A 14,971-nucleotide genomic window follows, 5' to 3' on the forward strand; every position below is an offset into this window, starting at 1 on the left:
GCCGCTACGGGCCACCTGCACCAGACTGCTCGAGATCCTTCCGCGTATACACCACAATGCTGCCGCTCGCGAACAGCACCACAGTTGAAGCGTGCTTCGGATCGGAGGCGTAGTGCACAAACTGCAGCTGCTTCAGAAAGGCCGCCTGTGCCTGAGCGCTTACCTGTGGCGGAATATCTACAGTGGCATTTGCCGGTGCATTGAGCCGCTCAACCAGGAGCGGCAGCGTAGCCGGATCCACGTAGTGACGGTTTTCTGCTGAGCCGACGGGCGCCAGGTTGTAGCGCGACGCCCGAATGTTGAAGGCGTAACTGACCGTCCCGTTATCCGCCGGGCCATGTAACGCCGCCAGCGCCCCACCCGGCGTATCACTGGGTGCAGAGAGGTAGCCGGCAACGTCGTCGGTCCATTTGGATGCGGTTGGCAGATGATCATCCCAATCGTCGGCGTAGTGGCGCATGCCCTTATAGAGCGCCAGCAGGTTCTCTTTGGCGATGACAATATCACGCTGCGACTTGAAGTTGAGGTAGACGTGGTACATGCCGAAGAGCACGCCTACGAGAATCAGCGCACCAAATCCCATCGTGATTCGCGACAGCTCTCTCTGGCCGAGTCGCAGCGTGGCACGACGCTCAAATCGCGGTTCCGGCTCGGGGCCATCCGTTCCGGTCGTCATCGTAAAGGTTTCCTGCAAAGCATGGTTAACGGCATCACAACCTATACGGAATCGGAGCGCTGCAGTGTGGCGGCGGCGGCGCGGTCTCCCGCGGGCCGGCACGTTGCCATAAAGTGGTAGACCAGCGAGCCGGAGACGGTGTCTACGTGCATGGCGGTAGACAGCAGCGCCCGCAGCTCATTCCTGCCGAACCTGTAGTAGTAGATGCCGCCGCTGTGTTCACCCTCTTTCCGGTCAAATGCACGCGTAAATACAGAATGCTGGTACGCGGAGACAACGATCCGGGCGTCGGGCGCGGCCACTCGCGCCAGATGGCGAACCATCTCGTCACGCGCTGTCGCCGAGGGAATGTGTTCCAGAACCTGGCACGATGCGATGCGATGGAACGCGCCATCTGCCAGCGGCATCCGGCAAAGATCGGCCTGGATCAGGTCTACATTCTGTACGCCGGCCGTGTCGAGTTTGCGGCGGCAGCTCAGCAGCGATTCCCATGAAAAATCGACCGCAACAAGGCTGGCGCAGTTCGCGGCGAACGCGCGCGTCATCCGGCCGGTGCCGCAGCCGGCTTCCAACATGATATGCGCGGAGCCAACCTGAACCCGGCGCATCGTGGCAGGAAGCTCCAACACGCCAAAGAGCTTGAGGCCGAGCATCCTGTCATACGCGGCCGCCTGGGCATCACGGGCCCGCATTTCACTCTTTTTCCGCCCGGCGTCACCGGTTGCCTGCGCAGTTTTCATCTCACCCGGCAGCATTCGGGCGATCCCCTGTTCGATCGGGTATTCGCCGCCGCATTCTGCGCAGTGGAGGCTGCCGGTCTGTATCCGACCTTCCTCCTCAAGGCTGGAGCGTGCCTCCAGGCTCTTCAGGCAGCCCGTGGGACATCGCAGCAGCCGCAGCGCCGATCGCCTCATGCCTTGCCGCTCAGCGGAATGCCCATGGCCGTCATCCAGGCGCGCAGAGAAGCGATGCGAGCGGCCGAGTCGTTCGGCAGCTGCAGCGGCCGCCCGCGTGCATCGATGATCACGCCCACCGTTCCGCCCTTGACAGTCACTTTGAGCTCGCGGCCCTTACCGGCGCCCACGTCGAAGTTACGCGCAGGCGAGAGCAGCGCTTCACGGCTGGCCGGCTCTCCCTCATCGCCGCTCTCGAAGCCGAGTGGCAATACCTGGATATCGCCGAAGTTGACTGCGTGCGCCGTACCATCGACGGTAACCGTGATGCAGTGCTCGCCTGCCTTGCCGACGCCCACCGGAGCGATACAGGCGCCGAGGTACACCAGGCAGTCGCGCTCAAAAACCTGGGTTGCGGCGTCGGGCTGGACGGTAGTCAGTACGCCGAGCTGCGGCATCATAAAGATGGAGTCGACGGTCAGCAGCGTAACGCCTTCGGGCTGGTACGCGTCCATCATCATCAAGGCGGCCTGCGCGCGGCGCGGCGCGTGGGAGAGAACTCCGCCGGAGCCGACAATCATATCCAGCTCCATCATGCGTACCAATGTCTGTCCCGAACCGGCCTGGCCGAAGATGTTGCCGATGTTCTTCTCTGTCGCCGTGCCGGTCAATCCCCGGGCCAGCGACTTATGGTGGTCAAACGCGAGGCGCAGCGCTTCGCGGCTTACCGCCTGTTCGATCTGCAGATCCGAGAGCTGCTGTGGGATGGTTGTCGGCCGGATCATCTTGTTGCGCAGCTGGTTACGGAGTTCCGCCTGCGATACCTCGAACGGCAGCCAGCGATTGATATTGCCGGCGCCGGCTTCGGTAAGGACATTGCAGATGGAGTACGACATGCCAAGGTTGGCCGACACGGTCCTGTTGAATGTGCCGCCGAAAACCGAGAAGACGTCGGTGGTGGCGCCGCCGATATCCACGCCGAGGACGTTCATTTCACGCTGACGGGCAATCGTCTCCATGATCTTGCCGACAGCGTTGGGGGTCGACATGATGCCGGAGCTTGTCCAGCCCGACAGCTTGCTGTAGCCGGGCGCCTGCTGCATGACGTGTTCCAGAAACAAATCGTGTATCGCCTCACGCGCAGGCAGCAGATTCTCGCGATCGAGCGTAGGCCGAAGGTTGTCAACCTGACGCAGCGCTACGCGCTCCTCCAGAAGCTCGTGCACCGGCGCGTAGGCATCCCGATTGCCGGCGTAGATCACCGGCAGCTTCAGCCCGATGCCGAGCCGCGGTCTGGGATCGGCCGAGACCAGCATTTCGGCCAGCTCCACAAGGTGGTTGACCGTGCCGCCATCGGTGCCGCCGGACATCAGAATCATGTCGGGCCGGAGCTGTCGTAACCGCTCGACGCGCTGGTACTCCTTACGCCCATCGTCAACGGCAATCACGTCGATGATGATGGCTCCGGCGCCAAGGGCTGCCCGCTGGGCGCTCTCTGCGCTCATCGCTTTGACCACACCGGCCACGGTCATCTGCAGTCCGCCGCCGGCGCTGGATGTGGACAGGTAGAGGTCCACGCCGCTGCCATCTGCCGCCATCGGCGTTGTGGGCTTGCCATCGCTGCCCAGCAGCTTGCGTCCGCTGAGCTCCTCAACTTCCCGCACCGCATTCACCACGCCTACCGTCACATCATCAAAAGGGGCTTCAACGGTCGTTGGCGCCTCGCCGCGGACCGCCAGGCGATATCCACCGTCAGGCTGCTGCAGGATAAGGATCGCCTTGGTGGTTGTACTGCCACAATCGGTGGCCAGAATGGAGCGGACCGGTGCGCCGGATGAAGGTTGACTCATAGGGGGTAAAGGTGCGTAACGGGAGTAAGCGCAAGCCGTGGTTCAGGCTAAGCGGGATATTTTAGCACAGGCCGCAACCGTACGTCCGTACCCTTGCGTTGCCTCGCCGAAAACCTGACCGGCGTGGAATCGCTGCCTCACTTATCAACGTGACCGGCGGCCCAAAAGTTTGCCTGCTTTCGGAAAGAGGCCTACCGGCGCCAGCCTGCAGCGACACCGTACCGAGGGTCATGGAATTACCCGCTGGATTCTGCGGGGCGAGGTGCTTGAGGAGAAACGCAACCGGCCGGCCTCCACAGATACGCGGCGGCGGATACTCGTCGTAAAGGGGCGTTGCTGAAATCGGCAAACAGCGAAGGGGAGCTGGGCTCAAGGCTGGGATATCTTAGCCGCTGTGGCTTTCCGGCTCTTCGACGCTCAGATTCCCACGTGAACCGAAACGCATCCAATCGCTCGGCCAGGGCGCCCTATCATCACCGGCAGGCCGGATCTCTATGGAACCTCAAGGGCAGTTCCTGCGTCGGAAGACGTGCGGCGCGGTACCGGCAAAGATTGTAGGAGGAATCCTGCATTCCGGCGTCGCACTACTCCATCCCCGCTGGTGTGCGGGCAAGCAATCGCCGCACGGTTGCACGGGGTGGCAGCGTGCCGGAACATACACTATACCGGCGTGCGCGTGACGCATCGGATCGCGGCGCGGTTGGGGAGCAGTATGCCCGCAGCATTGGAATCAAAAACGAAAACGGACCGGCGCGTACCGCGTCTCAAATCGAAATCAGCGCCGGCAGCTGAATCGTCTGCGCACGCCGGACGCACCACGCCCGAGCCGGAGCCGGCGGAACTCGAGGACTGCGCGCAGGCATGGCTCCGGCGAGCCGGGCGCGTTCCTCTGCTCACGCATGCTCAGGAGATCGACCTGGCTGCGCGACTCGAGGCGGCAACCACGCCTCGCGCGGCTGCCGCGGCGCGTGACGCGATGGTGCTGGCAAATCTTCGGATGGTAGCTTCCGTAGCCCGCAAATACCTGGGACACGGTCTACCGCTCGAAGACCTGATGCAGGAAGGCATTATCGGCCTGATGCGAGCGGTGGAGAGATTTGATTACCGCAAAGGCTACCGGTTCAGCACGTACGCCATCTGGTGGATCCGCAGAAGCATCACGAGGGCAATCGCCGACCAATCGCGCGTGATCCGTCTGCCGGTTCACGTGACCGATACGCTTTGCCGCATGAACCGCGTACGCACGGAACTCCGCGAAAGGACTGGACGGCCACCGTCGCGCGCAGAGATCGCCGACGCCCTGGGCATGACCGAGGAGAAGGTGAACGAGCTGCTGCGCAACACGGTTCAGCCACTCTCACTCGAGATGCCTGTCGGCGAAGAAGGCGAAGGGCGTCTGGCGGACCTGATTCCCGCCCCGGACACGAGTAACCCTGCTATGGCGAGCAATGCGCTGGCGCTGAAGGATGAGATAAGCGCAGTACTCAGCGACCTGAGTGACCGGGAACGCGACGTCATTGAGCTCCGGTACGGACTGCGTGGCGAGCGTCCGCATACTCTGGAGGAAGTTGGACAAGCGCTTGAGGTTACCCGTGAGCGCGTCCGTCAGATTGAGCACCTTGCCCTGAACAAGATGCGCCGGCGAAACAAGGGCCGCAACCTCCACGAATTGTTGGCTTGAGCGCTCGCGGCTGCGCCGCGACACAGGCACGCTTGTAACGGCTTCGAGGCCGTTCACACGGGGTTCCTGAGGCTCGTCAAAGCGCCGGCCGGCCGTATGGCGCGGCGGTTCGCTTCAGAGTAACCGCCTACCGGCAAGGTATAATTCCCGGTGCGCGCATGGCTGACCCGGAATGTTGCACCCCGGGAGTCCGCGCCGGTTCACGTCTCAACCTGGCCCCTATTCACATCGTGAGTTCCATCCTCAAGCTCGGTATACCCAAAGGCAGCCTTCAGGAAGCCACCTTCGCGCTCTTCAAGCGCGCCGGCTTCGAGCTGCGCATGAGCAGCGGTCGCAGTTACCACCCTACGGTAAACGATCCCGAGCTGGAGCCGGTGCTGATTCGCCCGCAGGAGATACCGCGGTACGTTCAGGAAGGGATTCTGGATGCCGGCATAACAGGCAAAGACTGGATCGACGACAACGGCGCCGACGTACATGAAGTGGTTGAACTGGCCTACTCCAAAGCCACACACAATCCCATCCGTATTGTGCTGGCGGCGCCTGCAGATGGCGACGTCCACAGCGTGAAGGAGCTGGAGGGCCGGCGTATCGCCACCGAGTACGTTCGCCTTACGCAGCGGTATCTGGACGAGCATGGAGTGAGCGCGCACGTAGAGTTCTCGTGGGGCGCGTGTGAAGTCAAAACACCGACGCTGGTGGACGCCATCGTAGTGAACACCGAAACCGGGAGCAGCCTTCGTGCGCACAACTTGAAGATCGTGGATACGCTGCTCATCTCAACCACGAGACTGGTTGCCAACCGCAATGCGTGGGACGAGCCGTGGAAGCGTACCAAGCTGGAGAATATGGCGATGCTGCTGCGCGGCGCGCTGAACGCGGACGAACTGGTCGGATTGAAGATGAATGTGGTCAAGACCAACCTGGCGGCGGTCACGCAGCTTTTACCGGCCCTTAAGAAGCCGACCATCGCGCACCTCTCAGATGACGAATGGCTTGCGCTTGAGATCATCGTGGCTCAGAGTACCGTGAGGGAGCTGCTGCCGCAGCTGAAGCGCGCCGGAGCCGAAGGCATCGTGGAGTACCCGCTTAACAAGGTGGTCTACTGAATGAGGCGCCGAGACCGGGCGCAGCGATGATCGCACAGATCACCGGTCGCGTGGTTAATGCCGACGGCGCCCTGCTGGTCGTGGAGGTTCAGGGTATCGGGTACGCCGTTCAGGTTCCATCCGGCGCGGCAGCATCGCCCCCAGCGGAAGGCGACACCGTTACGCTCTTCACACATCTGGCGCTGAGCCCGAATACGATGGACATCGCGCTTTACGGCTTCAACTCTTCCGCAGATCTGCGTGCGTTCAAGCTTCTCATCTCCACGTCCGGCGTTGGCCCGCGAGTGGCACTGGGCATCCTCGGCGCTCTTTCGGTGGATGAGCTTGCCGACGCGCTGCATACCAACGATATACGGACGATCACTGCGGCGCCCGGTGTGGGGCCCAAGCTGGCGCAGAGGATGTGCCTCGAACTTGGCGACAAGATGGCAGAGCAGGCCATCGAGACGCGATTGTCTGCCGGAGGGCCGCTGCGAGGCGCTTCCGCATCCAATGCGATGCGGGAGGACGTGGTGGAGGCCCTGGTGAGTTTGGGTTACAACCGGATCGACGCACGGCGAGCGGCCGATCTGGCGCTTTCAAGTACCGAGGAAGGCACAGGCGCCGGGCCACTGGTCGCGGCGGCACTGGCTACGCTCTCGGCAGCACACTAGTGGACTACCAGGCAAATAACGCAGCAGCGCAAAGAGTGAAAGGTACCCAATGAGCCGTAACGTCCAGGTCGACGATTTTGCACGCATCGCAATGGTCGGTGATCCGCAGGTTTCACCGGATGGCAGCCGGTATGCATGCGTCGTGACGCGCGTCAACCTCCCGAAGAACAAGTACACCAGCCAGATCTACGTCGGGATGGTGCACGGCGATGAACCGCAGCCCTGGACCAATTCCGAGTCGAATGCCTCTTCGCCAAGATGGTCGCCGGACGGGACGCGGTTGGCATTCACATCGGACCGCGCGAAACCACTCAGCCAGATCTACCTCATGGCGGCCCATGGCGGCGAGGCGCGAGCACTGACATCGCTGGTCGACGAAGGAGCTATTACGGAACCGGTCTGGTCGCCGAACGGCGCTCAGATCGCGTTCCTGTTCCGCGCCACGCCGGCGTCCTCCACTACAAAAGCGGTTGAGGAACGTAAGGAGAAGGAGCTTCCGTCGCCTGTCAGGCGCCACACTCGCCTGAGTTACCGTGAGGATGGTTTTGGCTACTACGACGATTCGTACTGGCAGATCTGGACGGCCGATGCGCGAACCGGCGAAGCGCGGGCGTTGACCGAGGGTCCATTCAACTGCGGCCCGCCGGTTTGGTCGCCCGACAGCGCCAGGCTGGCATTCATCTCCGACCGGCGTGAGGATTGCGACATTCCACCGGGGCGTGACGAGATATGGCTGCTGAGCATTGAGACCAGGGAGCTGACCAGGATCGAGAGTCGCGAAGGCTGGAAAAACAGCCTGGCGTGGTCGCCGGATGGCGAGCGCTTCGCGTGGATATCCGATTCCAACCCCGATGAGCAATGGGGCGGACAGAACGAACGCCTGTACGTGCAGGATGCCCGGGGCGGGCCGGCGACCGACCTGACAGCGAACTGTGACATCGCAATGGGGCATCTGACTCTTTCGGATGTGCATGCAGTGGGCAGCGGGCTCGTGTGGTCACCGGATTCTCGATCCATTTATGGCGCGATGAGTTCGTTTGGTGATACGGTCCTCGCTGTACTGCCGGCACAGGACGCTAACGGCACAATTGCAACACTGACACCGCCGAAGCATGAGATGGGCGGCTTCAGCCTTTCTGCCGACGGCCTCGTGCTGGCCGTAACGCTGGGCACATCCACAATGCCGCACGAGTTGTACATCGCCTCTCGCGAGGGCACGGGCCAGCCACCCTGGCAGAGGCGTTCCAACTTCAACGCCGCGTGGCTGACAGAGGTGCAGGTACCGGAGCCGCGAGCCGTCGAGATCACCAGCGGCGGCGGCGAGGTGACTGTGCATGGATGGCTCATCCCACCGGCAGATGCGGAGGCCGGCAGACGATACCCGCTGATCCTGTACGTTCACGGCGGGCCGCATCTGCAGTACGGCAACACGCTTTTCCATGAACTTCAGTGGCTGGCGGCCGAAGGTTATGGAGTGCTCTTTACCAATCCACGTGGAAGCAAGGGCTATGGCGAGAAGCACACGCTGGCCATTCGCGGCAACTGGGGCGAGGCCGATTACGAAGACGTTATGGCGGCTGCGGACTTTGCCGCCGCTCAACCCTGGGTGGATCGAGAGCGGATGGCGATAATGGGCGGATCCTACGGTGGGTTTATGACGGCGTGGGCAATCGGGCAGACGTCGCGATTCCGTTGCGCGATTGCCGACCGGCTGGTCTCCAACCTCGTCAGCATGTCGGGAACGACGGACTTCGCCTGGAGCCACGGCACCAGCTGGCGCGGCAACAGCTGGAGCGAGCCGCAGGATCTTCAGCGATGTTCGCCGTTGACCTATGCCGGCAGCGTCACCACACCGGTGCTGATCATCCACAGCGACGGAGACCTGCGGTGCCCGGTTGGGCAGGCAGAAGAGTATTTTGAAGCGCTTCGACTCCAGCGAAAAACGGTGGAGTTCATACGCTATCCGGCCGAAACCTCGCACGGCCTGTCCAGAAATGGTCCACCGAACCTGCGCCTGGACCGGCTCAGGCAGAACCTGCGCTGGCTGGACCGATGGCTTCGGGACTGATGCGCGGCGCACCCCGCCATCGGCCGATTCGTGACGGGCAAAGGGCCGGATGAGCGTTCGCGTTGCGCGCCGGCGGTACGAGGAGATCGTGCGCGGCTTCAGCCGGGCACATGTGCTGGTGGTTGGCGACGTGATGATCGACGAATACCTGATGGGCTCCGCGCGGCGGATTTCGCCGGAGGGACCCGTCATGATCGTGGATGTTCACACCGACGACTTCAAGCCGGGTGGCGCGGCAAACGTGGTGAACAACCTGCTTGCTCTCGGCTCCCGGGTTTCGGTTGCCGGTGCGATTGGCGACGATGAAATGGGTAAGCGGCTGAGATCGGACCTGGCCAGCCACGGCGCCGCTGTAGACGGGCTGATTGTGGACCCCGCACGGCCGACGACGCGGAAGACGCGGATTGTTGCGCAGCGTCAGCAGGTGCTCCGCGTGGACCGGGAGCATACGGTTCCGATCGGCGAGGCCATAGTATCCCAGCTGCTCCGGTTCAGCGGCGCCTGCCTTCCCCAGGCGGATGCCGCATTGATTTCGGATTACCGCAAGGGCGTTGTGACGCGCGATGTGGCTTTGGGCGTGTGCGCACAGGCGAAGGGAGCGAACAAGCGCGTCATCGGGAATCCAAAGCCCGCCAGCGCCGCCTGGCTTGCCGGCGCCGACGTTTTGTCGCTGAACCAGGTGGAGGCCGAGGAGCTGGCGCGCGAGCCGATTCCGGAAGAGCCGACCGCGCTCCGCGAGTTCGGCGCCACTCTGCGGATGGCGCTGGATGTGGATACGCTGGTGGTAACGCGTGGCTCGCGCGGCCTGGCCTACTGGCGAAGCACCGGCGAGCACCGCGTTGTTGCCGCGCATCCCGTTGAGGTGTACGACGTTGCCGGAGCCGGAGACACGACGATCAGCGCGATGACCCTGGCGCTGGTGAGTGGCGCCACACACCTGGAGGCGGCCTTTATTGCGAATCACGCCGGAGCGTGCGTCGTACGCAAGTCGGGCGTAGCCACCACAACGCCGGATGAATTGATCGAAGACTGGCAGCCCTGATTCGTGGCCACCGCGCCATCGTCACCACCTACAGCCGAAAGCAGCGCGCCCAATCTGCTCGATGGGCCGAGCCGGCTGACGCTTGCCATTTGCCCGGTGGGCATTGGCAACTTCATCATGGTTCTGCCGGCGCTGCGTTTGCTGAGCGATGCTATTGGCAGGCAGAACCTCTCGCTGCTTACGGTACGTGGCGCGGTGAGCGACCTAGCCAGGGCATCGGGCCTGTTTGACCAGGTCTATCTGTGGAGTCCCGAACGGGAGTCCTTGGCTGCCGGCATGCGCCTCGCCCTCCGCATGCGCCGGCGGCACTTCGCGCAATCGGTTTCGCTGTTTCCAACTGCCGACGCGCGATTTGCCCTCTACACGCGATTGGCCGGCGCGCCCGAACGCGTGGGCTTTGACTACGCCAACGTGCCGATTGCCCGGCGGCTGCAAACCTGGTCGGCGCCGGTAAACCTGATGGCGCACGATACCGACCAAAACTGCGACCTCGTGGAGCAGATACTGCGGCGCCCCGGTGGCGCGAACCGCCAGCTTGAGTTTCCGATACAGCCGGCGCATGCCCGGGAGGGCGAACTCCGGCAGACACGGTACTATGTGTGTCATCCCGGCTCCAGCACCCAACGGGGCATGGCCGAAAAGCGCCTCCCCGCTGCGGCTTTTGCCGACGTCATCACGCGATTGTGGCGCAGGTTCGGCATGGCCTGCGTTCTGGTGGGCGGACCGGAGGAGACCGAGACCCGATCCGCCATCACTGCTGCGGCGCCGGAAGCCACACTGGATATCCAGTCTGAGTCGTTTGCCGAACTAGCCGCTGTGGTTCAGAACGCGCGTTTCTACCTTGGCAATGACTCCGGCGTAATGCACATCGCAACAGCGCTCGGCCGGCGCGCTGCCGTATTCTTCGGACCTACCGATCCGCGGCGGAACGGACCATACAGCCAGGCGCGGGGTTCGCAGGCGCCGCTGGAACACCTGATCCTCCGGAATCCGGAGGCCAGCTGCTCGCCCTGTTGGTCGGCTAAAACGGTGGGCCGTAACCCTCCATGCATTTTCGCCGATACAAGGTGTCTGCAGCGGATGCCGATTGGGCGCATCTGGAGCGAACTTGAAGCCTGGGTGCAGCGTGGAGTTGATCAGGATGGATGGTAACCAGCAATGAAATCGCCAGGTGAACCGGCCGCCATCGCGGCGCTTCTGGACGCCGTGGAGCAGAGCTGCGCCGTGAAGCAGCAGTTGGTGGCCGCATGCGGCGCGCAGATACATGCGGCGACCGCGACCATCATTCAGACGCTGGACAAGGGCGGCAAGCTGCTGCTATGCGGCAATGGCGGAAGCGCGGCAGACGCGCAGCACGTAGCAGGCGAGTTTGTTGGGCGTTTTTTATCCGACCGCCGGCCGCTTCCGGCCATCGCGCTGACCGCGGACAGCTCCGTGGGCACCTGCATTGGTAACGATTACTCGTTCGAGGCGGTATTCGAGCGGCAGGTAATGGCGCTTGCCCGTCCCGAAGACCTCGTGGTGGGCATCAGCACCAGCGGAAATTCCAGGAACGTGGTGCGCGCCATTGAGGCCGCCGGTCGCGCGGGCTGTGGCACACTTGGCCTCACCGGTGACCCCGGCGGCAAACTGCGCGACGTGGCACGCATATGCATTTGCGTCCCATCCAACGTAACCGCGCGCATCCAGGAGGCGCACATCACCATCTGGCATGTCATCTGTACTCTTGTGGATGCTGCTATTGCATCTGAGGCTTCCGCCTAGTATCGCGAGACCGTGGTAAGCAGTACCCATGCTCCGGCCGTCTCGCCCAGGTTGCCGGCGGCAGCCTGGTGAGCTACTGCCAGGCGGCCTACACCTACATCAGCACCACGATGCCGTCGGGCAACATCGAGGAGGAGCCGTGGATCCAGACCCTCGCCAATACCTGGAACTACGTCGATTCAAACGGCACCTGGCACAGCAGCACTCTGGTTCAGAACGATTACACCTACGATAACAACGGTCAGCGGCTGACGAATAAGATCACCGCGGCAGACGGCTCGAGCCGAACGGAAACGTATGGCTACGACAACATTAATCGTCTCACCAGCGTCAACTACGGCGATGGCGAAACCCAGGGTTATACCTTCGACGCGATGGGCAACCGCCTGCAGAAAACCGATTCTGCAACGGGAAACGAAGGATATACGTATAATGCGGCGAACATGCTGCTGACCCGCGGTACGGGCAGCTATACAAACGATCTGAATGGCAACACCCTCACAGCAGCCGCGCCATCCGGCACGCGCACCTGCGTTTGGGACAGCGAAAACCGCATGGTTTCGTGTGTGTACAACGGCAACAACTGCGCCTACACCTACGGAGCGGATGGCATCCGCCGCCGCGGCGTGGTGAACGGCGTAACAACCGATTACGTGTTGGATAACAGCATGTTTGTTCAGGAACTTAGAGCCGGCTCACCGATCGCCACTTCCCTCATGGGTCCCCGCGGGCCCGAGTACCGACGCGATGACGTCGCCGGCACCGTGCGCTGGTACTTGTATGATGGACTGGGATCGGTGTTGGGAGAGGTCGATCCCTCGGGCAACCTCACCTGCTCGCGCAAGTATGACGTGTACGGAGCAGTGAGGTCGTTCACCGGTACGCAAACCAGTAAGCACCGGTTCGTAGGGGCCCTCGGCCATCCCAGCGAAGATGAAACCGGGCTTATATACATGCAGGCGCGGTACATGGATCCGGCGACCGGAAGGTTTGTGAGTGAGGATCCGGGGAGGAATGGCGAGAACTGGTTTACTTACTGCGATGCGAATCCGGTTGGCTCCGTTGACCGGGACGGCCGGGACAGCAACCCGTTACAGTGGCTATTCGAATTGCTTGGCACCACCCTGGTCGCCAAATTCCTCATTGACAAACCGCTCACTCTCGGGCTCCGGAACCTCACGAGCTGGCTTGGCTGGATGTCACGGTGGCTGATCGACGGAGGAAGGGAGCAGATGGGCCAAGGCGCGGTCGAAATCGAGATCGGTAACGAGCAGGATTTCACGCCGTCCGGGTTCAGTATCGCCGGGCTCAGCCTCGGCAGCGGGGCGATGGACTCCACGTTCGGTGCCTCTCGGCTCGCGCTTGGCATCATACTTCAGTACGTCGTGGAATACATGGAATACATGTTGGACATGAACCCCGACCAATGAAGGGGGGTCGACCGAATGCCTCGCTTCATCAGCGGCAGGAGACGCGTTCGCTTCGGAGCAGCCATGGTGGCGCTAGGCACGCATCTCGGTGTCGGCGCGTCTTGGCTCGGCCGTTCTACGGCGGGGCCGGCCGGCCCCAGGCTGTATCTCCGCGTCCTGTCGTCGCTGATCGGCGGCTGGGTTGTGTATTATCTCCTTCCCCGCGTGCCGCCGTTCCGGCCATGGCCTGTTGCACTACCGGTGTTCCTCGGCATCTTGGTTCCCTTTCGGCTCGCATTCGACTGTATCTGGGACCGCGCGGCATCGTACCTTCGCAAGCGTTAGACGCGCAGGCAAATAGCCTTGCCGCGGGCCAGCGTTGCGCGCGACGGCGTACATGCGGGGCGCGTTCGAAGAAACGCACGGCGCAAGCCGACCGCGGCACAGCGCCTCGGCATGAGGGCATCTTCCGATAGCCGCCTGCAGAAAACCGATTCCTCCACCGGAAATGAAGGATATACGTATAATGCGGCGAACATGCTGCTGACCCGCGGTACGGGCAGCTATACAAACGATCTGAACGGCAACACCCTCACAGCGGCCGCGCCATCCGGCACGCGCACCTGCGTTTGGGACAGCGAAAACCGCATGGTTTCGTGTGCGTACAACGGCAACAACTGCACCTATACCTACGGAGCGGATGGTATCCGCAGGCAGTCCGTGGTGAACGGCGTAAGAACCGATTACGTGTTGGATAACAGCATGTTTGTTCAGGAACTTAGAGCCGGCTCACCCATCGCCACTTACCTCATGGGTCCCCGCGGTCCCGATTACAGACGCAATGACGCCGCCGGAACGGTTCGGTGGTACCTCTACGATGGTCTGGGATCGGTGTTGGGAGGGGTCGATCCCTCGGGCAACCTCACCTGCTCGCGCAAGTATGATGTTTACGGCGCCGTGAGGTCCTTCACCGGTACGCAAACCAGTAAGCACCGGTTCGTAGGTGCCCTCGGCCATCCCAGCGAAGATGAAACCGGGCTCATATACATGCAGGCGCGGTACATGGATCCGACGGTTGGGAGGTTTGTGAGCGAGGATCCGGGGCGGAATGGGGGGAATTGGTTCGGTTACTGTCACGGCAACCCCGTGTCCGGCTTCGACCGCGATGGCAAGGATGACGAATTTGGCGATGGCGGTCCCGAAATGCCGGACTACGAGCTGCCGGGCACCGCCGCGGCCGGGGAGCTCTTCACGTGGTTCGACATTATGTACTGGTCGGTCGTTACGGTTTACGACATCTCATGGCTGGCGACGCTCGGTCATGCCATCAATGCTGCCAAGGACTCCCTGGCCGTCGAGCTTGCATGGGGCGAGTTCATGGGCCATTGGGCCCGATGGTGTGACCCTTCGAGCATGTTGAACAGCGATATCCTCGGCTCGATCGGCGTCGCCACCAATATGTTCGGGCTCGCGTGCTCTCCGTTCGGCTCGGCGTCCGGAATCGGCGCCGCCACAAACGTCGTTATCATGTTCCTGGGGTATGACTACAGGCTCGAATGGTACATCAACGCGGTTGACACGGATTAACTGCCATGGGACCTCTGCTGCCACGCGAATGCGGCCAGAGGCATGCGCGCTACGCGCCGTATCTGCGTCCGTGCGTCCGGATCGCGGTGGTTGTCGGCCTTTGGTCTGGCCTCGCTGGGGCAGCGCCCCTGGTAATGGCGGGATTCCACCTCGGATGGACGCGGGCCGCCGCCGACCTTCACTACACGCTGGGCACCGTCGGTGGGGGCCTGTGGGGTGCGGTCATTATTCTCGCTATC

At 62.5% G+C, this 14,971-nt stretch carries 12 protein-coding genes; 9 read left to right on the forward strand and 3 right to left on the reverse strand.

Annotation, left to right across the window (positions count from 1 at the left end):
- Positions 1 to 4: 4 nt before the first annotated feature.
- Genes KGJ62_00370 through KGJ62_00380 form a run of 3 tightly spaced genes read right to left on the reverse strand, consistent with a single transcriptional unit; the run spans position 5 to position 3,419 of the window.
- Positions 5 to 676, reverse strand: a complete 672-nt coding sequence (locus tag KGJ62_00370) for a hypothetical protein (GenBank protein ID MDE2125027.1) — start codon at positions 674 to 676, stop codon at positions 5 to 7.
- 41 nt (positions 677 to 717) lie between these two features.
- Positions 718 to 1,590 carry a methyltransferase domain-containing protein gene (locus tag KGJ62_00375; protein ID MDE2125028.1) on the reverse strand — a complete coding sequence of 291 codons (873 nt, stop codon included), beginning with the start codon at positions 1,588 to 1,590 and terminating at the stop codon, positions 718 to 720.
- Complete coding sequence (locus KGJ62_00380; protein MDE2125029.1) at positions 1,587 to 3,419, reverse strand: glutamate mutase L; 1,833 nt, start codon at positions 3,417 to 3,419, stop codon at positions 1,587 to 1,589. Before KGJ62_00380 ends, KGJ62_00375 begins: the two co-directional genes overlap by 4 nt.
- A gap of 712 nt (positions 3,420 to 4,131) precedes the next feature.
- Between KGJ62_00380 and KGJ62_00385 the strand changes: the two genes are divergently transcribed.
- The 9 genes from KGJ62_00385 to KGJ62_00425 all read left to right on the forward strand — a co-directional run bounded on the left by KGJ62_00385 (position 4,132) and on the right by KGJ62_00425 (position 14,732).
- Entirely contained in the window at positions 4,132 to 5,100 is a 969-nt protein-coding gene (locus tag KGJ62_00385; protein ID MDE2125030.1) for a sigma-70 family RNA polymerase sigma factor, read from the forward strand.
- Between the two features lie 158 nt (positions 5,101 to 5,258).
- Positions 5,259 to 6,209, forward strand: a complete 951-nt coding sequence (locus KGJ62_00390) for an ATP phosphoribosyltransferase (GenBank protein ID MDE2125031.1) — start codon at positions 5,259 to 5,261, stop codon at positions 6,207 to 6,209.
- Positions 6,210 to 6,235: 26 nt separating this feature from the next.
- Complete coding sequence (ruvA, locus tag KGJ62_00395) at positions 6,236 to 6,862, forward strand: Holliday junction branch migration protein RuvA (GenBank protein ID MDE2125032.1); 627 nt, start codon at positions 6,236 to 6,238, stop codon at positions 6,860 to 6,862.
- A gap of 49 nt (positions 6,863 to 6,911) precedes the next feature.
- Complete coding sequence (locus KGJ62_00400; GenBank protein ID MDE2125033.1) at positions 6,912 to 8,930, forward strand: S9 family peptidase; 2,019 nt, start codon at positions 6,912 to 6,914, stop codon at positions 8,928 to 8,930.
- Positions 8,931 to 8,979: 49 nt separating this feature from the next.
- Entirely contained in the window at positions 8,980 to 9,972 is a 993-nt protein-coding gene (locus tag KGJ62_00405) for a D-glycero-beta-D-manno-heptose-7-phosphate kinase (protein ID MDE2125034.1), read from the forward strand.
- Between the two features lie 3 nt (positions 9,973 to 9,975).
- A complete protein-coding gene (locus KGJ62_00410) occupies positions 9,976 to 11,124 on the forward strand; it encodes a glycosyltransferase family 9 protein (GenBank protein ID MDE2125035.1) in 1,149 nt (382 codons plus the stop codon).
- Positions 11,125 to 11,130: 6 nt separating this feature from the next.
- Complete coding sequence (locus tag KGJ62_00415; GenBank protein MDE2125036.1) at positions 11,131 to 11,736, forward strand: SIS domain-containing protein; 606 nt, start codon at positions 11,131 to 11,133, stop codon at positions 11,734 to 11,736.
- A 68-nt stretch (positions 11,737 to 11,804) separates the two neighbouring features.
- On the forward strand, positions 11,805 to 13,166 hold the full coding sequence (locus KGJ62_00420; protein MDE2125037.1) for an RHS repeat-associated core domain-containing protein: 1,362 nt from the start codon (positions 11,805 to 11,807) through the stop codon (positions 13,164 to 13,166).
- Positions 13,167 to 13,601: 435 nt separating this feature from the next.
- Positions 13,602 to 14,732 (forward strand): RHS repeat-associated core domain-containing protein, encoded by a 1,131-nt coding sequence (locus tag KGJ62_00425; protein MDE2125038.1) that lies wholly within the window; start codon positions 13,602 to 13,604, stop codon positions 14,730 to 14,732.
- Positions 14,733 to 14,971 lie beyond the last annotated feature (239 nt).

This window comes from Armatimonadota bacterium (genome assembly GCA_028871815.1).
In the GTDB taxonomy this organism is placed as follows: domain Bacteria; phylum Armatimonadota; class Chthonomonadetes; order Chthonomonadales; family Chthonomonadaceae; genus REEB205.

What these genes read in the sequence shown, in the direction of transcription:
- KGJ62_00370 (MDE2125027.1), bottom strand. Translation starts at nt 676, where the DNA reads ATGACGACCGGAACGGATGGCCCCGAGCCGGAACCGCGATTTGAGCGT.
- KGJ62_00375 (MDE2125028.1), bottom strand. Translation starts at nt 1,590, where the DNA reads ATGAGGCGATCGGCGCTGCGGCTGCTGCGATGTCCCACGGGCTGCCTG.
- KGJ62_00380 (MDE2125029.1), bottom strand. Translation starts at nt 3,419, where the DNA reads ATGAGTCAACCTTCATCCGGCGCACCGGTCCGCTCCATTCTGGCCACC.
- KGJ62_00385 (MDE2125030.1), top strand. Translation starts at nt 4,132, where the DNA reads ATGCCCGCAGCATTGGAATCAAAAACGAAAACGGACCGGCGCGTACCG.
- KGJ62_00390 (MDE2125031.1), top strand. Translation starts at nt 5,259, where the DNA reads ATGGCTGACCCGGAATGTTGCACCCCGGGAGTCCGCGCCGGTTCACGT.
- ruvA (MDE2125032.1), top strand. Translation starts at nt 6,236, where the DNA reads ATGATCGCACAGATCACCGGTCGCGTGGTTAATGCCGACGGCGCCCTG.
- KGJ62_00400 (MDE2125033.1), top strand. Translation starts at nt 6,912, where the DNA reads ATGAGCCGTAACGTCCAGGTCGACGATTTTGCACGCATCGCAATGGTC.
- KGJ62_00405 (MDE2125034.1), top strand. Translation starts at nt 8,980, where the DNA reads ATGAGCGTTCGCGTTGCGCGCCGGCGGTACGAGGAGATCGTGCGCGGC.
- KGJ62_00415 (MDE2125036.1), top strand. Translation starts at nt 11,131, where the DNA reads ATGAAATCGCCAGGTGAACCGGCCGCCATCGCGGCGCTTCTGGACGCC.
- KGJ62_00425 (MDE2125038.1), top strand. Translation starts at nt 13,602, where the DNA reads ATGAGGGCATCTTCCGATAGCCGCCTGCAGAAAACCGATTCCTCCACC.